The 15771-nt window shown below is 70.8% G+C and carries 14 protein-coding genes and 1 tRNA gene; 9 read left to right on the top strand and 6 right to left on the bottom strand.

Going from position 1 to position 15771, the window contains the following annotated elements; genetic code table 11:
* Positions 1–7: 7 nt before the first annotated feature.
* Complete coding sequence (locus ASG73_RS13305; protein ID WP_082567251.1) at positions 8–1522, bottom strand: phosphotransferase; 1515 nt, start codon at positions 1520–1522, stop codon at positions 8–10.
* 87 nt (positions 1523–1609) lie between these two features.
* On the opposite strand from ASG73_RS13305, the gene nudC reads away from it, so the two are divergent.
* The 6 genes from nudC (at position 1610) to ASG73_RS13285 (ending at position 6271) form a co-directional block, all read left to right on the top strand.
* Positions 1610–2533 carry an NAD(+) diphosphatase gene (gene nudC / locus ASG73_RS13300; protein WP_055997506.1) on the top strand — a complete coding sequence of 308 codons (924 nt, stop codon included), beginning with the start codon at positions 1610–1612 and terminating at the stop codon, positions 2531–2533.
* 44 nt (positions 2534–2577) lie between these two features.
* A complete protein-coding gene (locus ASG73_RS13295) occupies positions 2578–4728 on the top strand; it encodes an ATP-dependent DNA helicase UvrD2 (protein WP_055996152.1) in 2151 nt (716 codons plus the stop codon).
* A 126-nt stretch (positions 4729–4854) separates the two neighbouring features.
* Positions 4855–5019 carry a hypothetical protein gene (locus ASG73_RS17955; RefSeq protein WP_156466298.1) on the top strand — a complete coding sequence of 55 codons (165 nt, stop codon included), beginning with the start codon at positions 4855–4857 and terminating at the stop codon, positions 5017–5019.
* Between the two features lie 123 nt (positions 5020–5142).
* On the top strand, positions 5143–5412 hold the full coding sequence (locus tag ASG73_RS13290) for a WhiB family transcriptional regulator (protein ID WP_055996150.1): 270 nt from the start codon (positions 5143–5145) through the stop codon (positions 5410–5412).
* Positions 5409–5567, top strand: a complete 159-nt coding sequence (locus ASG73_RS17950) for a hypothetical protein (protein ID WP_156466297.1) — start codon at positions 5409–5411, stop codon at positions 5565–5567. Before ASG73_RS13290 ends, ASG73_RS17950 begins: the two co-directional genes overlap by 4 nt.
* A gap of 125 nt (positions 5568–5692) precedes the next feature.
* The gene (locus tag ASG73_RS13285) at positions 5693–6271 is read left to right on the top strand and encodes an HhH-GPD-type base excision DNA repair protein (RefSeq protein ID WP_055996147.1); all 579 of its coding nucleotides are present in this window, start codon (positions 5693–5695) and stop codon (positions 6269–6271) included.
* 93 nt (positions 6272–6364) lie between these two features.
* On the opposite strand, the gene ASG73_RS13280 is transcribed toward ASG73_RS13285, so the two are convergent.
* The 4 genes from ASG73_RS13280 to ASG73_RS13265 all read right to left on the bottom strand — a co-directional run bounded on the left by ASG73_RS13280 (position 6365) and on the right by ASG73_RS13265 (position 10731).
* Positions 6365–7675: an ABC1 kinase family protein gene (locus ASG73_RS13280; protein ID WP_055996144.1), complete on the bottom strand. Its 1311-nt coding sequence runs from the start codon at positions 7673–7675 to the stop codon at positions 6365–6367.
* A complete protein-coding gene (locus ASG73_RS13275; RefSeq protein ID WP_162253990.1) occupies positions 7672–8568 on the bottom strand; it encodes a TOMM precursor leader peptide-binding protein in 897 nt (298 codons plus the stop codon). The genes ASG73_RS13280 and ASG73_RS13275 overlap by 4 nt, the downstream gene beginning before the upstream one ends.
* Positions 8569–8722: 154 nt before the next feature.
* Positions 8723–9268: an NUDIX hydrolase gene (locus ASG73_RS13270; RefSeq protein ID WP_055996138.1), complete on the bottom strand. Its 546-nt coding sequence runs from the start codon at positions 9266–9268 to the stop codon at positions 8723–8725.
* Entirely contained in the window at positions 9265–10731 is a 1467-nt protein-coding gene (locus ASG73_RS13265; RefSeq protein WP_055996135.1) for a zinc-dependent metalloprotease, read from the bottom strand. The genes ASG73_RS13270 and ASG73_RS13265 overlap by 4 nt, the downstream gene beginning before the upstream one ends.
* A gap of 91 nt (positions 10732–10822) precedes the next feature.
* Between ASG73_RS13265 and ASG73_RS13260 the strand changes: the two genes are divergently transcribed.
* The gene (locus tag ASG73_RS13260) at positions 10823–11920 is read left to right on the top strand and encodes a YlbL family protein (RefSeq protein ID WP_055996132.1); all 1098 of its coding nucleotides are present in this window, start codon (positions 10823–10825) and stop codon (positions 11918–11920) included.
* A 29-nt stretch (positions 11921–11949) separates the two neighbouring features.
* Here the strand turns inward: ASG73_RS13260 and ASG73_RS13255 are convergent, their stop codons facing one another.
* Positions 11950–12537 carry a PPA1309 family protein gene (locus tag ASG73_RS13255; RefSeq protein WP_055996129.1) on the bottom strand — a complete coding sequence of 196 codons (588 nt, stop codon included), beginning with the start codon at positions 12535–12537 and terminating at the stop codon, positions 11950–11952.
* Positions 12538–12582: 45 nt separating this feature from the next.
* Here ASG73_RS13255 and ASG73_RS13250 point away from each other — a divergent pair, with 45 nt between their 5' ends.
* Both ASG73_RS13250 and ASG73_RS13245 read left to right on the top strand, forming a co-directional pair.
* Positions 12583–15543 (top strand): UPF0182 family membrane protein, encoded by a 2961-nt coding sequence (locus ASG73_RS13250; protein ID WP_082567248.1) that lies wholly within the window; start codon positions 12583–12585, stop codon positions 15541–15543.
* Between the two features lie 49 nt (positions 15544–15592).
* Positions 15593–15669: transfer RNA gene (locus ASG73_RS13245), tRNA-Met, on the top strand.
* Positions 15670–15771: the final 102 nt, after the last annotated feature.

The following is a 15771-nucleotide window of genomic DNA, read 5'->3' as shown; positions in this document are numbered from 1 at the left end:
GAGTCGGTCAGCGGCGAGGTGTCGGCGGCAGGACGTCGTCGCCCTCGTCGCCGGTGAGCGGGACGATCTCGGCCGTCTCGTGCTCGCGGACCAGGCGCGGCACGGGGGCGGTGACGGTCGTGGATGCGCTGTCTGTCGACGTTGCCCCGTCGGTTGCGGCTGGGCCATCGCTCGGGGGCGTGGTCTCGGCAGCTGCAGGGATCTGGGCCGTCGCGGTGGCACTCGTCTTAGAGGCGTCAGCCGCAGGCGCGCCGGTGGCCACCTGGTTCGTCGTGTCGGCGGTATCGGTGGCGGTTGGGTCCGCCTTGCCGGACTCGGTGACGGCACCGTCGGCGGTGTCGTCACTGGCGGCCTCGACCGGTGTCGGGGCACCGGTGCCCTCGACCTCGACGGCGGACTCCTCGTCGCCGCCGTCGCCCCTCACCGCGCCGTCATCGGTGCTGCTCACGGCCGCATCTCCATCGCCCGTCGAGCCCACAGCGGGGGTACCCGCAGTCGCCACGGGCTGGGTGTCAGTGCTCGCCGCCGCCTCGTCGCTCGCATCGCCGGCGGCAGGGGCCCGGACGACGGGCTTTGCGGCCGCCGCGCGCTCCTCGTCCTCACGGGCGAGCTGGTCATCGAGTCGGCGCAGCGACCGAGCATGCTCCTCGGCGCCGTCGTCGTCGCCTGCCGCGACGGCGGACATCATCGTGCGGACGAGCTGCATCTGGTGGACGAGCCGGGCACGCTCCTGCAGGTGCTGGTCCGGGCGGTCGGACCGGGCATGGGCATAGGCCTCCAGCACCGTGTCGAGACTGTCGGGGTGGAGCTCGCCGACGAGTGCGGCGAGGTCGTCGGCCGGGTCGGCGACCTGGGCCGACTCCCAGCCGAGGAGTGCCTTGATGTCGGGCTCCTCGCCGTCGTCGGGCGTGGCCAGGATCGTCGACGACCCGATGCCGCCGTGCGTCGGCGTGGTCGTGAAGCGCCACAGGGAGATGTCCTCGAGGGTGTGCTCCCAGCGGGTGAGCAGGCCCGTCGGGACGCGTCCCGTGGCGGCAGCACGGTCCAGCTCGGCCAAGCGGCGGGTGCGGTAGGCCTCCGCCTCGTAGACGGGGACTCCGGCCTCCTCGTAGACGCGGCGGTCGAGGTTGTGCAGGTGCGCCAGGGCGCGGCCCAGACCGACGGCCAGCTTGGAGCCCGGGGTGATCGACGCGAGGTCGATCATGCGCCCGGTGAGGTAGGCGTGCACGCCGGCCCGGCCCCCTTCGGGCAGTGCGACCCAGCCCTTGACCACGGGGACGGGCAGCGTCAGGCGGCGGGTGAGCAGCGCCAGGAGGGCGGCCGACTGCTCGAGCCGGGCCGAGGCCGCGGGGGTGCGTGGGCAGCGGATCACCCAGCGGCGGTGCTCGTGGTCCTGGACGAAGGCGACCTCGAAGGATCGGGTGGGTCCAGAGCCCACGACTCCCTCGACCGAGCTGGGGTCGAGGCCTGGTACGGCGGCACTGGCCAGGGCAGCAAGGGCAAGCGGTCCACGAGAGGTCACCCGCCCACCGTATTAGGAGAGCGGTGCAGATGCCGGGACCAACGCCCTCCGCGCGAGGATCCGGGCCAGGTCCCTAGGGTGGGTGACGTGGACCACGACCCGATGCGCGACCTGCCCATGACAGCACCGGTCATCGACCGCGATGGCCCGGAACGAGACGCGCCGGGGTGGCTCGAGACGCTCCTCGCCGACCCGGCCACCCGTGTCCTGGAGCTGCTCGGTGACCGCAGCCCCCTTCGTCCCGACCGGTCGTTGGCCCTGCGGTCGCCCGCCCCGGAGGACACCGACACCCTCCTGCTCTACCTGGGTCGCCACGAGGGGATCGCCCACGTCGCCGCCTGCCGGCCCTTCCCGCCGAAGGGAGGCCCCTCCCGTGAGGAGCGACTGGACTCCGCTCCCTTCGCCAGCCTGCGCGAGGTCGCCTCGGAGCTGCCGGAGGCGCACGCCGCACTCTTCGCCACTGCCCTGGGGCTGGCCAACTGGCACGTGCGCCACCCACGGTGCCCGCGCTGCGGCGAGCTGACCGAGGTCGCCTCCTCCGGCTGGGTGCGCCGCTGCCCGCACGACGGGTCCGAGCACTACCCGCGCACCGACCCGGCCGTGATCATGGCCGTCACCGACGACGCCGACCGGCTGCTCCTCGCCCGCAACATCGGGTGGCCCGAAGGGAGGTTCTCCGTCCTCGCGGGATTCGTCGAACCCGGCGAGACGATCGCCGGGGCCGTCGTCCGCGAGGTCGGTGAGGAGGTGGGCGTGAGCGTGGCCGACGTGCGCTTCGTGGCGGATCAGCCCTGGCCCTTCCCCGCCTCGCTCATGCTCGGGTGCACCGCCCGCGCGACCAGCACCGAGCTGATCTGCCAGCCGGACGAGATCGCCGAAGCGCGCTGGTTCACCCGTGAGGACTTCCGCCGTGAGCTGGGCGCCGGGTACGCACGGGCCGCAGGACGCCTGTCGATCTCTGCGCGCCTCATCGAGGGGTGGCTCGGGCAGCGGGTCGACGAGCAGGGGTGACCGCTGCATTGGGGTCTGTCGGGCCCGGGTGAGAGAGTGCCGGGGTGACGATCTCGGCCGGCCCGCAGTCCGCGGACGACATCCTCGACGCGCTCGACCCCGAGCAGCGCGAGGTCGCTGCCAACCCGAGCGGCCCGATGGTCGTGCTCGCGGGCGCCGGGACCGGCAAGACCCGCGCGATCACCCACCGCATCGCCTTTGGCGTGGCGTCCGGGGCCTACCAGCCCCAGCGGGTGCTCGCCGTGACCTTCACCGCCCGCGCCGCGGGCGAGATGCGCACGCGGTTGCGTGACCTGGGTGTCGCGGGGGTGCAGGCGCGCACCTTCCACTCCGCGGCCCTGCGCCAGCTGCACTACTTCTGGCCGTCGGCGATCGGTGGTGCCGCGCCAGAGATCATGTCCTACAAGGGCCCCGCCGTCGCCGAGGCGGCCTCGCGCATGGGCATGCGGCTGGACCGCTCCGAGCTGCGCGACGTCTCGGCCGAGGTCGAGTGGTCCAAGGTGTCGCTGCTGACGCCCGAGACCTACCCGGCCGCCGCACGACGAGCCCGTCGCGAACCGCCCAACATGGACCACACCGCCATGGCTCGGCTCATCTCGACCTACGAGGACGTCAAGGGCGAGCGGGGCGTCATCGACTTCGAGGACGTCCTCCTGCTCACCGTGGGGATCCTCGAGGAGCGCGAGGACATCGCGCGCACGGTGCGTGACCAGTACCGGCACTTCGTCGTCGACGAGTACCAGGACGTCAACGCGCTGCAGCAGCGCCTGCTCGACCTCTGGCTCGGAGGCCGCGGCGACATCTGCGTCGTCGGCGACCCGGCCCAGACGATCTACTCCTTCACCGGGGCGACCCCGGAGCACCTTTTGCGCTTCACGCAGCACCACCCCGGGGCGCAGCAGGTGCGCCTGGTGCGCAACTACCGATCGACCCCACCGGTCCTCACGCTCGCCAACCGCATGCTCACCGACACCAACGGCCAGCGTCGTGGTGGTTCGGTGGAGCTCGTGCCACAGCGCGAAGGGGGGATCCCCCCTTCGCTCACCGCGCTCGACGACGACCCGGCCGAGGCCGCGTGGGTGGCCAGCAAGATCAAGGAGCTCGCCGCGCAGGGTCGACCGCTCAGCGAGATCGCCGTGCTCTTTCGCACCAACGGCCAGTCCGAGGCGCTCGAGTCGGCGCTCGCCGACGCTGACGTGCCCTATCTCGTCAAGGGCGGGGAGCGCTTCTTCTCCCGCAAGGAGGTGCGCGAGGCGGTGCTCCTGCTGCGCGGTGCCGCTAGGCAGGACGATGGCAGCAAGCCGTTGCCCGACCTCGTCGGCGACGTGCTCGGCGGGTTGGGCTGGCACGAGGACCCGCCCTCCAGCACCGGTGCGGTGCGCTCCCGGTGGGAGTCGCTCAAGGCGCTGGTCGACCTGTCGGCGAGGTTGATCGCGACCACCCCCGACGCTCGGCTGCCCGACCTCGTGCGGGACCTCGACGAGCGGATCGCCTCGCAGCACGCACCCGACGTCGAGGGCGTCACGCTGGCCTCGCTGCACGCGGCCAAGGGCCTGGAGTGGGACGTCGTCTTCCTGGCCGGCTGCTCCGACGGGCTCCTGCCGATCCGGATGGCCGAGGGCGTCGACGAGATCGAGGAGGAGCGTCGCCTGATGTACGTCGGCGTCACTCGAGCGCGCGAGGTGCTGCACCTGTCTTGGGCTCGGGCGCGCAACCCCGGCGGCCGCGCGAGCCGGCGGGTCAGCCGCTTCCTCGACCAGACCGCGGGGATCCTCGGTGAGGGGGCTCGCTCGACCCCCAAGCGGTCATCGTCACCCAAGGCCGGAGGCCGGCTCAAGCCTTCCCGCCCCAAGGTGTGCAAGGTGTGCGGCACCGAGCTGAACACCGCCACGGAGCGCGCGTCGGGTCGCTGCCCGGAGTGCCCGCCCACCTATGACGAGGCGACCTTCGAGCGACTGCGCGCATGGCGTCTGGCGGTGTCCCGAGCGGCTTCCGTGCCGGCCTTCGTGGTCTTCACCGATGCCACGCTCGAGGCCATCGCCGAGGCCGAGCCGGCCCACCAGCGCGACCTGTCCGCGATCAGCGGGGTCGGCCCGCGCAAGCTCTCCCTGTACGCCGACCAGGTGCTCGCGGTCGTCGGTGGAGCCGACCCCGAAGAGGTTGCCGAGGCGGCTGCCGGGGAGCCCGAGGACTGATCCGGAAACTTCCGGAAATTAATTCGGTGGCGCGCCTTCGATGTGTGCTCTAGGTTTGATCCCAGTCAGTCGGACATGCCGAGCGTGTGATCCGAAGAGCGCAACGACGAGAGGAGGGCAGCACCCATGGACACCATCACCACGATGACGATCATCCCGTCCCAGGCTGCCCTCGTGCGCTCCGCCGATCTCATCGGCGGCGTCGTCTTCACCGATCGTGGCCGAGGTCTGGCCATCGAGCCGAAGACCGCCTTCGTCGTGGACCCGCGCCCTGCGAGACCTCCCGTCTAGACAGACGGACTCAGGTCCCCTTTCAGGCCGCGGCATCCCACACACCGGGAACCGCGGCCTTTGTCGTGTCCCCTCGCACTGCACACCAGCACCGAATCACACGCTCACACAGGAGATCCCGACGTGACTGCCTTGACCACCCACCCACCGATACAGCGTCTGACGCCCTGCCAGGCGGAGGAGCCCGAGATCTGGTTCGCGGAGACACCCGCCGGCGTCGAGTACGCCAAGGACCTCTGCGGCAACTGTCCCTTCCAGCAGATCTGCCTCGACGGTGCCCTCGAGCGCCGCGAGCCCTGGGGCGTCTGGGGCGGCGAGCTCTTCGACGCCGGCCGAGTCATCCCCCGCAAGCGGCCCCGCGGCCGACCCCGCAAGTACCCCGTGCCCGCATGAGCACCCCGAGAGAGGAGATGACTGCGATGAAGTTCTTCAAGCTGCCCCGGCTGCGTCCTGTGGACCGGCCCCTGGCCTACGTGCCCGACGTGGAACGCCGTCTGGCTGACGCCCGACGTGCCGACCCCCGACCCGCTCACCTGAGCTTCCGTTGATCAGCACCCACGGACTGGCGCGTGGCGCCCAGCCCGATGGCCCCGACCAGAGGCCCCACCCGATGCCCCGGGTGGGGCCTTTTGGCGTCTGTGGCGAAGAGAGTGGACGTGGCAGGCTGGTACGCATGGCCACCATTCGCATCGCCCAGGACGACACTGCCGACGAGCTGCTCTCGTCAGACCCCTTCGCGCTCCTGCTCGGCATGCTGCTGGACCAGCAGTTCCCGATGGAGCGGGCTTTTGCCGGCCCCGCGAAGGTCAAGGAACGCTTCGGCAACCTCGACCCGGCGCAGCTCGCCGACGCCGAGCCGGAGGCCTTCGCCGACCTCTGCTCAACCCCGCCGGCCGTACATCGGTACGGGCGCTCGATGGCTGGGCGCATCCAGGCCGTCTCGGCCGTCGTGCGGGACGAGTACGACGGTGACGTCACCAGGATCTGGACGGGCGTAGAGACCGCCGAGGTGGTCAAGCGACTCAAGGCCCTGCCCGGATTTGGCGACCAGAAGGCGCGCATCTTCGCCGCCCTCCTGGGCAAGCAGCTCGACGTGCGCCCGGATGGATGGCGCACGGCCATCGGCCCCTACGCCGAGGACGGCGCGCGCCGCTCGGTCGCCGATGTCACCGACGAGACCTCGCTGCAGGAGGTCCGCGACTTCAAGAAGGCGGCCAAGGCACAGGCCAAGGCCGCGAAGACCCAAGCCTGACCACGACCGACCGCACCGCTGGACCCATGGACGTGCATTGCCCTATGGCAATGCACCCGGACGCGCATTGCCATAGGGCAATGCACGTTGGTCTCACTCGGCGGCGAAGCCGGGCAGCAGCCGCTCCATCGACCCACGTGCCGGGATCGTTGCGCCGAGCTGGCTGAGGACCCCGGTGGCGCCGACGAAGACACGGTGGATCATTGCGTACTCGCGAGGCATGTTCATCCGCAGACCGGTGGCGAACTCCGGCGCTCGCAGGTCGGTGACTCCCTTGGCCGCGCCTCGCAGCCACTCGCGGGTGAAGGCATGCTCTGGCTCGCGCAACGGTTCGATGAAGGGGAGCAGGTAGGCGAGCACCTCGTCGGCGTCGACCGTGATGCCGGGCAGGACGAAGCCTTCGCTGCGCAGTCCGGCGAGTACTGCCTGGGCGTCACCAGCCAGCGCGTGACGCACGAGCGTGCCGACGACCGGGGGGATCCCCTCGGGCAGTCGGGCGACGGCGCCGAAGTCGAGGACCCCGAGACGGCCATCAGGCGTGAGGCGGAAGTTGCCCGGGTGCGGGTCGGCGTGGAGCAGCCCGGCCCGACCGGGGCCGTCGAGGAGGAACTCCAGGTAGAGCTGGCCGACGCGGTTGCGCACGTCCTGGTCGCCGTCGCGGATCACCTGGCTGAGCGAGGCCCCTTCGAGCCACTCACCGACGATCACGTGCCGTGTCTGGAGGACGACATCGGGGACAGCGACGTTCGGGTCGTCGCGGAAGGCTTCGGCGAAGGCCCTCTGGTTGGCGGCCTCGAGCCCGTAGTCGAGCTCTTCGTCGGCTGCGGCGAGCAGCTCGTCAGTGACCGGCTTGATGTCGACGGCCGGCATCCACGTCGTCGCGACGCGGGCCAGTCGGGCGATCTGCTGCAGGTCTGAGCGCAGAGCCTTGTCGGCGCCGGGGTACTGCACCTTGACCGCGATGACGCGTCCGTCCGCGGCCACGCCGCGGTGGACCTGGCCGATGGAGGCCGCCGCAACAGGGGTGTCCTCGATGTCGAGCTCGTCCCGCCATCGTGGGCCGAGGTCTCGCACGAGGATCTGGTGGACCTGAGCGGTGGCCATCGGCGGTGCCGCGTCCTGCAGTCGGACGAGCATCTCCCGGTACGGCTCGACGAAGTCCTCGGGCATCGCTGCCTCGAGAACGGACAGCGCCTGGCCGACCTTCATCGCGCCGCCCTTCAGCGACCCGAGGACGGTGAAGAGCTGCTCCGCAGTGCGGCGCTGGATCTCCTCGTTGACGACCGCCGCAGGCGTGCCGGTCAGACGGCGGCCCATGCCGCGTGCGCTGCGCCCGGCATGGCCGAGCGGCAGGGAAGCGAGCCGCGCGGCACGGCCGGCGGCTCCTCGGGGGATCTGGCTCACCCGGCCATTGTGTCTCCCCAGTCTGAGCGGTGGCTGGATCTCGCTCGGGGCGTGGGTGTCGCGGGCCCCTCCTTCGCGTCGTCACCGCACTCCGGGCACTGCGGGTGTGCCGGCCACCGGTGCCGCTCCAGGGTCGGACCCGGCGTGGCAACCTCGAAGGACCACTCGGGTGTCGCGAGGCGGCCGGCCACGTGGTCGAGCACGAGCGCGGTGGTCAGCCCCGCCGCGAGCAGCCGGACGGCCGGGAGCCCGTCGGTGGCTTCGGGGCCGGTGATCCGGGGACGGATGAGCTGGGCTCGCAGGTGTGGCCAGTCGGGATCGACGGTGATCCGGGTCAGGTCGAGGCAGTGCAGGCAAGGCTGCCCGCCGGGCGCGATGACCGGACCGATGCTGGCATGCTCCGGCTGGCACCACAGGGGCAGGGCCGGGATGCCAGCGCTCAGCCACGGGTGCACCGCGGCCGGGTCGGCGGGCGCGGAGCTGACCACGACCGCGAGGTCGGGGTCACCCCCTTCGCCCCCCGCACTCACCCGGCTGACGCTCACCTGCTCGCCCTGCCGGAGCACATCGACCAGCAGGGCCGGCAGTGCACCGGAGCCCACCACGGCGATGATCGGGAGTCGGTCCACGGCGACGGGGGAGAGCAGCCCGCCGGCGACGAGCCGATCGAGCACGTCCGTCGCCCGCGCGGGCTCGATGCCCTCCAGCGCCGCCGTGGTGATGGCCTGTGTCAGCGCGCGGCCGGGGTCCATGGCCGCCAGCCAGCGCACCTCGGCGTCGGTGAGCCCGAGGAGGCGCACCGATCGGGGACCGAGGCCGAGCTGGACACTCCCGTCCGGCCGACGAAGGGGGCGCAGCCGCGCCTCGCGTGGAGGGTGGTTCGGTGGGGGCATCATCGCTCGCTCGGTCATCCGGGATCAGTGACCACCCACTGTGGCGGAGTCCGAGCCCACGCCCCTGCGGTCATCCACAGGCCGTTGATGGGTGCCCGCGGGGGTGGACTCGAACTCGCTGACGATTCCTCCGCGGGTTTACCTCCACCCAGGGTCAGGCCAGGGCGACGAGCTCCCGGATGGAGTCCTCCGTGTCGGGCGGCAGGGCATCGATCGGCCACCACGCGACGTCGAGGGACTCCTCGGAGACGACCGGGTCGCTGCCCGCAGCGGCGACCGCGACCCAGCGCAGGTCGAGGTGCTCGGTGCACCGGGTGAAGCCGGACCCGAGTGCGTGCCGGTCCAGCTGGGCCAGCCTCGGCCGCAGCGTCAGCGCGCCAGCGGGCAGCCCGGACTCCTCGACGGCCTCCCGCAGCGCGGCGTCGGCGACCGACGCATCACTCGCCTCGATGTGCCCACCGAACTGCAGCCACCGCCCGACCTTGCGATGCAGGGTCAGCAGCACCCGCTCACCCGCCTCGTCGACGACGAGGCAGGAGGCCGTGAAGTGCGCCGGCGGACCGGCCTTGGCGCTCGCGTCCTCGTGGGTATCGAGATGGGCCAGATAATCCTGCCGCAGCTGCTCCTGGGCCTCGGTGGGCGCGGTCCATCCGACGAGCAGTGCGCGCAGGTCCTCGTCGAGGTGAGCGTGCGTGCTCACGGGGTCGTGGGGGAGCCCGGGCCGGACCCGCCTGTGGCCGAGCCTCCTTCGCCCGAACCACCCTCGTCGGCCTCGCGGAGGATCGACTCGAGCGCGGCGTCGAGGTCGGCGCTCTCCGACGAGCCGCCGCCGGTGGCGGTGCGCTCGACGAATCCGAGGATGTCGTCGAGGTCGGCGCCCGAGGGGGCGACGTCGGGGTGGGCCCACACGCCGTCGCGACCGGAGGCGCCGACTCGCTCCTCGAGCGCGGCGAAGAGGCTGGCCGCGTCCCGCAGCCGGCGGGGCCGCAGCTCGAGGCCGACGAGTCCGGCGAAGGTCTTCTCGGCAGGGCCGCCCGTCGCCCGACGACGTCGGATCATCTCGGTCATCGCGGCGGTGTGGGGCAGGTGAGCGCGGGTCGCCGAGGCGGCGACGTGGTCGACCCAGCCCTCGACGAGAGCCAGCCAGGTCTCGAGCTGTACGAGCGCCTGCCGTTGTGCCGCAGTCGGACTCGGGTTGAGGAAGCCGCCGGTGAGCGCGTCCTGCAGCGCCTCGGGGTCGGACGGGTCGATGTCGCGCACGGCCGCGTCGATGGCGTCGGTGTCGATCGCGATGCCGCGGGCATAGGACTGCACGGCGGCGAGGATCTGCGGGCCGATCCACGGGACGGCGGTGAAGAGGCGCATGCGGGCTGCCTCACGGGCGGCCAGGTGCAGCCACACCTCGTCGAGCGAGACGTCCAGCCCGTCGGCGAAGCGCGCGAGATTGCCCGGCAGCATCGCCACCTGCGAGGTGAGGAGCGGGACCCCGACCTCGGTCGCGGTGAGCGTGTCGGAGGACAGCGTCCCGACGGCTTCGGCGGTCTGACCCGTGATGAGCGTGGAGGCCATCGTGTCGACGAAGGGAGCCAGCTGCTGCTTGAGCATCGACAGGTCCATCCCGGCGGGCAGGCCCATCGCCTGCAGGTCGGGTGCGTCGGCGTCGCCGAGGCGGGCGGTCATCGAGTCACGGATCGCGGAGGACAGTCCGTCGGCGACGGGGTCGACGAGGGAGGCCCACACGGGCATCGTCTCCTCGATCCACTGGGCGCGGGAGAGCGCGGCGCCGGTGAGTGCGGGGGCCTCGAGGTCGGTCACCTGGTCCAACCACATCGAGGCGACGCGCACGGCCTGCTCCGCGAGGACCGTCTCGCGAGAACCCATCTCGTGGTCCTCGGACTCGGCGTGCTCCTGGGCGGTCGCTGTCGCGGAGGTGACGTCGACCCCCTTCCGCTGGGCGCCGGGGGTGAACATCGACTTGATCTGGGAGGTCATCGCGGCCACCTGCGCAGGGTCCGCGTCGGCGATGCCCATGGCCTTGAGCTGCTCGACGAGCTGCGGGGGCAGGTCATGTCCGCCGTTGAGGTCACGGAAGATCCGCATGATCTCGGGGGGCAGCCCGTCGTCTCCGGGGGAACCGGATGGGGTGCTGGGGTCGTTGGTCACGTCGACGTCCCGTCTCTTCCTGAGAGGATGTGCTGTCCTTCAACCCAACCACGAGCGGCCCCGGATGGTTCCCCCCGGGGCAGGAGGTCCCTTGACCTACCCGGTCCACACCGTCCCGCGCAGCGAGCGCATTGCCCGGTGGATCCTCGCCGTGTCCTTCTTCCTGCTCGCGGTCGTCGTCGCCGGCATGCTGATCAAGGTGCCCTACGCCGTGGAGAAGCCCGGCCCCGCCACCAACACCCTCGGCACGCTGAGTGACGGGACCGAGCTCGTGGTGGTCAAGGGCGCCAAGCACTACCCCACGGACGGGGCCCTGTACTTCACGACCGTGCGGGTCCTCGGCGGCCCTGACCGGCACATCACCGGTTGGGAATGGGTCATGGGCCACCTCGACAAGACCTCGCGGGTCCTCCCGGAGAGCGAGGTCTTCCCGCCGGACACCTCGGCGAAGGAGATCGAGCAGATGAATGCCGCCCAGATGCAGGGCTCGCAGAAGAACTCGATCGCGGTCGGCATGCGCAGCACCGGCGTCAAGGTCCCGCAGGTGAATCTCGTGGCCTCGATCGGCAAGGGCTACCCGGCGGCCGGCAAGCTCAAGCTCGAGGACGAGATCGTCGCGGTCGACGGCACGAAGACCTCGACGGTCGCCGACGTCGTCGACGGCATCTCCGACCGCAAGGTGGGCGACGAGGTCACCGTCGAGGTGCGCCGCAAGGGCGCGGAGCGTGACGTCACGATGACGACGACCGACCTCGGCGGCGGCCGAGCGGGTATCGGCATCGGCGTCGAGGCCAAGTACGACTACCCCTTCGAGGTGCGCATCGACGCCGGTGATGTCGGCGGGCCGAGCGCCGGCATGATGTTCGCGCTCGCCGTCCGCGACCGGCTCACCCCGGGCGCCATGACCGGCGGGAAGCAGATCGCCGGGACCGGCACGATCGACGACTCCGGCGAGGTCGGCCCGATCGGCGGGATCGCCCAGAAGATGGTCGGAGCGCACGAGAGCGGGGCGACGTGGTTCCTCGCCCCGAAGAGCAACTGCAACGACGTCGTCGGTCACGTGCCCGACGGGCTGCAGGTGGTGCCGGTCGACGACTTCAGCCAGGCCAGCACGACGGTCGAGTCCATCGCGAAGGGGAAGACCGCGGGCTTCCCGACGTGTCAGGACGTCGTCAAGGCCGCTCCCTGAGGAGGTTGCGCAGCAACCGTCTCGAAGGGCTAGCCCTGCAGCGTCAAACGCAGCGCGTGGACGAGGCCGGGCGCGATGTCCTCGCCCGTCGCGACGCGGTCATCGCTGTCGTTGGTGCGCTGTCGCAGCAGGCAGACGGCGCGGCCGTCGCGGTGGACGGCGACGAGCAGGCGGACGTCTTCGCGCTGGGGGTGCTCAGCAAGTGCGTCGACGGCCGCCGTCGGGTCCTGCGGCAGGTCGCGCTCCGCGCCCGGCGGGATGACGATCCGCTCGACGGCCAGTGCGACGCCGTCCACGGAGTCCGGCCACGCCATCCGCCCGAGGAGCGACTCGAGGTTTGCCGTGCGCGGCAGATCCTCCTGCTCGATGGCGCTCAGGGCACCGGGCGCCTGGTCGGCGGCGCTGTCGAGCGACGCGGCCAGCTGCGGCTCGGCCGCGATGAGGGCGGCGGTGTCGACGAGGGCGAAGACACGCGGGTTCTGGTCCCACCCGGCCGAGGCGACGTGTCGCTCGGTCTCGAGTGCGGCGACGGCGAGCGGCTCCGCCGTGGGGACGCTGTCGCTGGTGGAGCTGTCGTTGGGGGCGCTGGAAGATGACGAGTCGGGCACGAGGACCATGCTGCCCTACGCCACCACAGGAGGGATGGGTACGGTGGCCCCACCATGAGCAGCGCGAGTTGGCCGGATGACGAAGGGGGCGCTCCGCCGCCCCGGGACGAGGGTCCTCCCTCACGACGCGTGCCCACGAGCAGGTTGGCCAGGGCAGCGGCCGTCATCGGGGTGGTCTTGCTCCTCATCAGCCTCGCCGCGAGCCTGTGGACCGAGTCCCTGTGGTTCGGTGCGCTGGGCTACTCCGACATGTGGTGGTCGCGCCTGCGCACCCAGCTCTTCCTCTTCGTCCTCGGCGCACTACTCACCGCCCTTCCCATCGGTCTGAGCCTGTGGCTGGCCCACCGGACCCGGCCCATGAGCGTGCCGATGACGCCGGGGGAGCAGGCGCTCGCCCAGTACCGACGGGCCATCGAGCCCTTCCGCAAGGTGGCGGCGTTCGCCATCCCGTCCGTCCTGGGGATCCTCGGTGGCCTGGCTGCGGCCGGTCAGTGGCAGACCTGGCTGCTGTGGCGCAACGGCACGTCCACCGGCTCCACCGACGCGGAGTTCGGCCGCGACATCGGCTACTACCTCTTCTCCCTTCCGTGGTGGAACTTCGTCGTCGGCTTCCTGACGGTGGCTGCGCTCGCGGCGCTGCTCGCCGCGCTCTTCGCCCACTACGTCTATGGCGGAATCGTCCCTCCGGGGCGCGGTCGTTCGACGAGAGTGGCCTTCCTGCACCTGGCGATCATCGCGGCCGTCCTCGCGATGCTGCGGGCCTGGAGCTATGTGCTCAGCGCCCACGCGCTGACCACGCAGGAGAACGAGGTCCTCACCGGCGTCGGCTACACCGGCGCCCACGCGATCATCCCGACGAAGTACATCCTCGCGGTGGCCGCCGCGATGTGCGCCGGCCTCTTCCTCGCCTCCGTGCGCAGCCGCTCCTGGCGCCTGCCGACCATCGCCGTCGGCACCCTCGTGGTCCTCTCCGTGGTCGTCGGGTCGATCTACCCGGCACTCGTGGAGACCTACAAGGTCTCGCCCTCGCGAAACTCCCTCGAGGAGCCGTACCTGCAGCGCAACATCGACGCCACCCGCGCCGCGCACGGGGTGACCGGCGTCGACACGTCGACCTACGACGCCGTCTCTGATGTCTCGTCGGGTCAGCTGCGCGAGGATGCCGCGTCCATCCCCGGCATCCGCCTGCTCGATCCCGCGATCGTCAGTCCGACCTTCCAGGAGCTGCAGGCACAGCAGCCCTACTACACCTTCCAGGACACTCTCGACGTCGACCGCTACGACATCGATGGCGAGATGACCGATGTCGTCGTCGGGGCCCGCGAGCTCGACCTCGACAAGGTGCCGGCCGACCGTCGTGACTGGGTCAACGACCACACCGTCTACACCCACGGTTACGGCGTGGTCATGGCCCGAGGCACCCAGGCTCGCGCCGGCAACCCGCAGTGGCTCTCACCGGAGAGCGCGATCGGCAAGTACGAGCCGCGGATCTACTTCGGTGAGGAGATGCGCCACTTCTCGATCGTCGGCCAGGGCGACACCACCACCCCCCGCGAGGTCGACCAGCCGACCGGCGGCGAGGAGTCGCGATACACCTACGAGGGCAAGGGCGGCGTCGCGATCGGCTCCAAGCTGCGCCAGACCGCCTACGCGATCACCCACCGCGACATGAAATTCCTCCTCTCCGACGCGGTCGGGTCGGACTCGCGGCTGCTGGAGCACCGCACCCCCAAGGAGCGGGTCAAGCGGGTCGCCCCGTGGCTGACCCTTGACGACGACGTCTACCCGACGGTCGTCGACGGGCGTGTGCAGTGGGTCGTCGACGGCTACACGACCTCGCAGGACTACCCCTACAGCACCGCCTTCTCCATGTCGGGCGTGCAGTCGGGCCAGGTCTCGTCGGTGCAGACGCAGCAGGCCAGCGCGCTGGTCGGCGACCGGATCAACTACATGCGCAACTCGGTCAAGGCGACCGTCGACGCCTTCGACGGCTCCGTCACCCTCTACAAGTGGGACGAGAGCGATCCGATCGTGGCGTCCTGGGACAAGGCCTTCCCCGGCCTGCTCAAGTCCAAGGAAGCCATCAGCGGCGACCTCATGTCGCACCTGCGCTACCCGGAGGACCTCTTCCGGATGCAGCGCGCGGTGCTCGCCGACTACCACGTGACCTCGGCGAGCGACTTCCGCGCCGGTCAGGACCGCTGGCGCGTGCCGGACGACCCGTCGCGCGGTGACTCCGGGGTGGCCCAGCCGCCGTACTTCCTCTCGCTGGCGATGCCTGACCAGCGCGCCCCGTCGTGGTCGTTGACCTCGACGTACATCCCCCGTGGCAGTCGTAATGTCATGGCCGGGTACCTCGCGGTCGATGCGGATGCCGGGTCGGTCGATGGCAAACCGGCGTCCGGCTACGGGCAGCTGCGGTTGCTGTCGGTGCCGCGCAACACGACGGTGCCCGGTGTCGGTCAGGTGCAGAACGACATCGTCTCCTCCAACGCCACGTCTGGTGATGGTGGGCAGACGCTCACCGATTACCTCAACAACGCCAACCGTGGTGGCTCCAAGGTCTCCTTCGGCAACCAGATGGCGCTGCCGGTCGGCGAGGGCTTCCTGCACGTCGAGCCGATCTACCTGTCGTCCGCGTCGGGCACGAGCTATCCACAGCTGCGGATCGTCGTCGCCAGCTTCGGCGGCAAGATCGCCTGGGCGCAGGACCTGGAGACGGCCCTCGACGAGCTCTTCGGTGGCGACGCAGGTGTCAATGCCGAAGGCGAGCCCAAGGGCGACACCAAGACCAAGCCCAAGAAGCCTGCCGAGCCGAAGAACCTCACTGCCGACCAGAAGAAGGTGCGCACGGCCATCGCCGGCATGCAGAAGGCCTACAAGGATGGCCAGGACGCGCTGAAGAAGGGTGACTTCGCCGCCTATGACGAGGCGCAGAAGGAGCTGAAGAAGCAGCTCGAGGAGGCCGCCAAGGCCCAGCCCGGTGGGGGATCGGCGGACCTCGAGGGCAACTGATTTGGTCTGCTCCGTTCATTCACGTAGAGTTTGTCTTGCAAGGCAACGACGCGGGGTGGAGCAGTTCGGTAGCTCGCCGGGCTCATAACCCGGAGGTCGCAGGTTCAAATCCTGCCCCCGCTACCATGTGATGTCTCAGGACATCGGAATAGCCGGACCTACAGAAATGTAGGTCCGGCTATTGCTTTTGTGGGCCGGGGGGTCGACCGGTGGGTTGGTAGTCGCGGG

Source organism: Janibacter sp. Soil728 (assembly GCF_001428305.1).
Lineage (GTDB): Bacteria > Actinomycetota > Actinomycetes > Actinomycetales > Dermatophilaceae > Janibacter.
Note: the sequence above shows the minus strand (reverse complement) of the source record. Positions and strands in the feature narration are given on the sequence as shown.

What these genes read in the sequence shown, in the direction of transcription:
- ASG73_RS17955 (WP_156466298.1), top strand. Translation starts at nt 4,855, where the DNA reads ATGGACACCATCACCACGATGACGATCATCCCGTCCCAGGCTGCCCTC.
- ASG73_RS17950 (WP_156466297.1), top strand. Translation starts at nt 5,409, where the DNA reads ATGAGCACCCCGAGAGAGGAGATGACTGCGATGAAGTTCTTCAAGCTG.
- ASG73_RS13285 (WP_055996147.1), top strand. Translation starts at nt 5,693, where the DNA reads ATGGCCACCATTCGCATCGCCCAGGACGACACTGCCGACGAGCTGCTC.
- ASG73_RS13275 (WP_162253990.1), bottom strand. Translation starts at nt 8,568, where the DNA reads ATGCCCCCACCGAACCACCCTCCACGCGAGGCGCGGCTGCGCCCCCTT.
- ASG73_RS13255 (WP_055996129.1), bottom strand. Translation starts at nt 12,537, where the DNA reads ATGGTCCTCGTGCCCGACTCGTCATCTTCCAGCGCCCCCAACGACAGC.
- ASG73_RS13250 (WP_082567248.1), top strand. Translation starts at nt 12,583, where the DNA reads ATGAGCAGCGCGAGTTGGCCGGATGACGAAGGGGGCGCTCCGCCGCCC.